Genomic DNA, 2,874 nt, shown 5'->3' with positions numbered 1-2,874 from the left:
TTATGACAATCATAACAAGTGTCCACTAAAAAATAAGTGGACACTATCCAGGTCAGTTGGTAGCGCGCTCAAGATGGGGTTACCGGACGCTTACAGTAAAGGTGCCATAGAAGAGTATTACCCAGAGGAAGTAACATCGAACTGTTCAAAACCGGAAAGAGCATTGAAGGTTACAGAACGCATTTCGTCCAGAGATGATGCTTTAGGTTTGTCACAGCCCTTATCTGTAGATAGGTCAACGGAATTCGAAGAAATATTTGCGTCAATCTTCGGGCAGTAATGGGGATAAGCAGTGAATACTTATGATTTTAGGAACCTTAGCCACGCGGATTTCGAAGATCTCGCAAGAGATCTAATCGGCAAAGAAATGGGGTTAGGTTTGAGGCCTTCTCTGAAGGTCCTGATGGTGGAATGGATGGTAGACATTCTAAGGGGGGCTGATCTAATAGTCCTTCAGGCCAAACATTATGCAGGTTCAACATTTTCTACTTTAAAGAATAGGATGAATCGTGAGAAAGAGGCTCTTCATAAGTTAAACACTCCTCGATATATTTTGGTTACGTCTCATCCATTGACCCCGCTTAAAAAAAAGAAGCTTATAGAGGTTTGTGGCTCAGAATTACTTTGTGAACATGATATTTGGGGGCCTGGAAGAAAATGGGACATCCATAAACCTGCAATCACATGTCGCACACCCATAAAGTAACGCCCCCCAAGCTCCCCAGTACGTTAGGGCTGCCGCAAAGAGTCCTTTAACTCGTTCGTTTCTTGAGTCAGCACTTCCAACACGTCACTTCTGCTATAGGACACGATATTGCTGGTTACAGACTGACCGGGGACGGACGGTTGTTGGAATTGAAAATCTATCCTGTCAAAGTCGATCTCCAGTAGAGAGACCTCTTTACCGTCATTGCTGATAAGCGATAAATCATAGAAATTCAGGCTGATATAGTTCGGGCCTTTCATGTCAAAGTAGGTGTCGCTATCTTTGGTGGTTAGAGGTATTCCTGACGAGGAATCAATCTTTTTCCCATCCTTGAAGAGGGTGGCAATGACTCTGAAGGAGTAGTTGTCGTGGTCGTCATCAACATGTTTGATGATTTCGCTGGAATGAAAACGAAAAGCCAGATAGCTACCTGTCAGGGGAAGATCAAGGCTTCTCCTTCCACCATTCGTGTAACTGGCTTTCTCAAGAATGCCGGGGGATATGTGTACTTGTGCAGGTGTACAACCGATAAGGACGAAGCACATTAGAGCAAGCCACAAATTACCAACCTGTCTCATTAGATTGCTCCAATCGCTTTGGGGTTGGTTGGGGCATTGATCATTTCTGCTCCTGACCCTAGAGAACGAGTAAGTTGAATAACCGAGATTTGCAGGGGCGGCTACATAGCTTCATTGTCGAAGTTGGTAATTTGTGCGCCAAATACTGTGACGGCTTCCTTTTCAAGGCGCTCTTTTAGGCCTACTAACTCTAAGCAATCATTGCCCGCATCGGCGGCTTCATCCTCAGACGTATTAGCTATGTGTTGCAGTCTGGCAATTTCACTGGTAAGAGATACAAGCACAGCACGGGCTTCCCAATCCAAAAGGGAAACATTCATTTCTCTAAGTTCGGCTATTATTCCCCCTGCTTTTTGAACGAAAAAAAGTGACATCCATGAATCTGTGGAGAATATCTGAAACACTCAAAAAACAAGCTGATCGAGAGGTTTCCGCTACCTACCGGAAAAATGGGACATCCATCTGAACTTCTACATCTTACTTGATCTTTTTTACTGCCTTCAGTTTCGCAGCAAACGCGACTGTATCCGCCTTAATTTTATTCCGCTCTTTCTGAAGTTGTTCACGGATCTGTTCTATGGTCTTTTGCTCAGATTGGTCAGTCTTCATCTTTTGATTCCTTCAATTCTTTAATCATCCGCTGGTATTCTATATCGTTTCGTGGTCCGAGAAGCCGATGCTCGTCTTCTGGCAGCTCTTTCGAAACCTCTTTGACCTTTTCAATGTCTTTTCTGATTTGCTCTCTCATTCCTTCGAGCTTTTTACGAAGATCATTCATAAGTCAGCCTCATTGTCAGGTGAGTGCAATTGCCAGCACTGTTGTACTTTGGTTCATAACCAGCCTTTGAATACAGTCTAACATGTGCTGGACTCACAGGCTCACAAAGCCAGAGCTCATTTGATCCAAGCATCCTGGCGTAGGCGGTAGCGGCGAATAGCATTATTTCAAGCACCATCCCGTTAAGTTGCGAGGTTAAAGGGGAGCGTTCAAGTGCGTGCAACTTGAGAATCATTTTTCTATGGCTTGGGACGCCATAACAAAGGGCTACCAGTTGTCCGGCATGCTTGATTGCTATATCAAATCTCTTTACGCCAGCATTGGAGTGGTAACTATGATACATCCGTGTCCACTCCCAGCTCGCTGCCCGACTGGAATTCTTCCACAGTCCCGCCCATGTTTCTGCTGTCTGTGCGTCCTTGTAGGAAATTTCTGAGAACTTGAGGCCGTATCCCGAATATTCGCTTTCAGCAAACTCAAATACGACCTGTCTTAGAGCCTCATAGCGACTTATCGTCTCTTTGTAACTCCTTTGCACAACTGTACTCCCTGATTCCTTGTTGGTGCAGGCGATTCTACCAAACTAAGATTGCTGCCGGGATCGACCTTTTGGCATAACAGATTGGTGTGTGAGACGTCCGAAAACTAGTTGGACAATCGTTTTTCGCTCCATACTAATCAACGAATAGTTATCTGGGTGATGAGATGGATGCCTCTCCTCTATCGGCGTCAAATGCGCCACACTTGTAGTGTCAACAAACAAGTATAGAGGAGGCATCCATCATGAATATTAAGCTCATCGGAGTGGATTT

7 protein-coding genes are annotated in these 2,874 nt (G+C 44.7%); 2 read left to right on the top strand and 5 right to left on the bottom strand.

The window, feature by feature from the left end; genetic code table 11:
* Window positions 1–280: hypothetical protein (locus tag F566_RS37225; RefSeq protein ID WP_211210557.1), on the top strand; the 280-nt coding region annotated here is incomplete at its 5' end.
* Between the two features lie 12 nt (window positions 281–292).
* The gene (locus F566_RS0100240; RefSeq protein WP_026179653.1) at window positions 293–706 is read left to right on the top strand and encodes a hypothetical protein; all 414 of its coding nucleotides are present in this window, start codon (window positions 293–295) and stop codon (window positions 704–706) included.
* Between the two features lie 23 nt (window positions 707–729).
* Here F566_RS0100240 and F566_RS0100235 read toward each other — a convergent pair whose 3' ends face one another.
* From F566_RS0100235 to F566_RS0100215, 5 genes are all read right to left on the bottom strand, one after another.
* Window positions 730–1,284 (bottom strand): hypothetical protein, encoded by a 555-nt coding sequence (locus F566_RS0100235; protein WP_020404977.1) that lies wholly within the window; start codon window positions 1,282–1,284, stop codon window positions 730–732.
* A gap of 101 nt (window positions 1,285–1,385) precedes the next feature.
* The gene (locus tag F566_RS0100230) at window positions 1,386–1,658 is read right to left on the bottom strand and encodes a hypothetical protein (protein ID WP_020404976.1); all 273 of its coding nucleotides are present in this window, start codon (window positions 1,656–1,658) and stop codon (window positions 1,386–1,388) included.
* A gap of 103 nt (window positions 1,659–1,761) precedes the next feature.
* Window positions 1,762–1,893, bottom strand: a complete 132-nt coding sequence (locus F566_RS37830) for a hypothetical protein (protein WP_020404975.1) — start codon at window positions 1,891–1,893, stop codon at window positions 1,762–1,764.
* Window positions 1,883–2,062, bottom strand: a complete 180-nt coding sequence (locus F566_RS0100220) for a hypothetical protein (protein WP_020404974.1) — start codon at window positions 2,060–2,062, stop codon at window positions 1,883–1,885. The genes F566_RS37830 and F566_RS0100220 overlap by 11 nt, the downstream gene beginning before the upstream one ends.
* The gene (locus F566_RS0100215) at window positions 2,055–2,600 is read right to left on the bottom strand and encodes a hypothetical protein (RefSeq protein WP_020404973.1); all 546 of its coding nucleotides are present in this window, start codon (window positions 2,598–2,600) and stop codon (window positions 2,055–2,057) included. The genes F566_RS0100220 and F566_RS0100215 overlap by 8 nt, the downstream gene beginning before the upstream one ends.
* Window positions 2,601–2,874 lie beyond the last annotated feature (274 nt).

The sequence above is a fragment of the Hahella ganghwensis DSM 17046 genome (assembly GCF_000376785.1).
GTDB lineage: Bacteria > Pseudomonadota > Gammaproteobacteria > Pseudomonadales > Oleiphilaceae > Hahella > Hahella ganghwensis.
The sequence above is the reverse complement of the archived record's forward strand: the minus strand, read 5'-3'. Positions and strand labels throughout refer to the sequence as shown.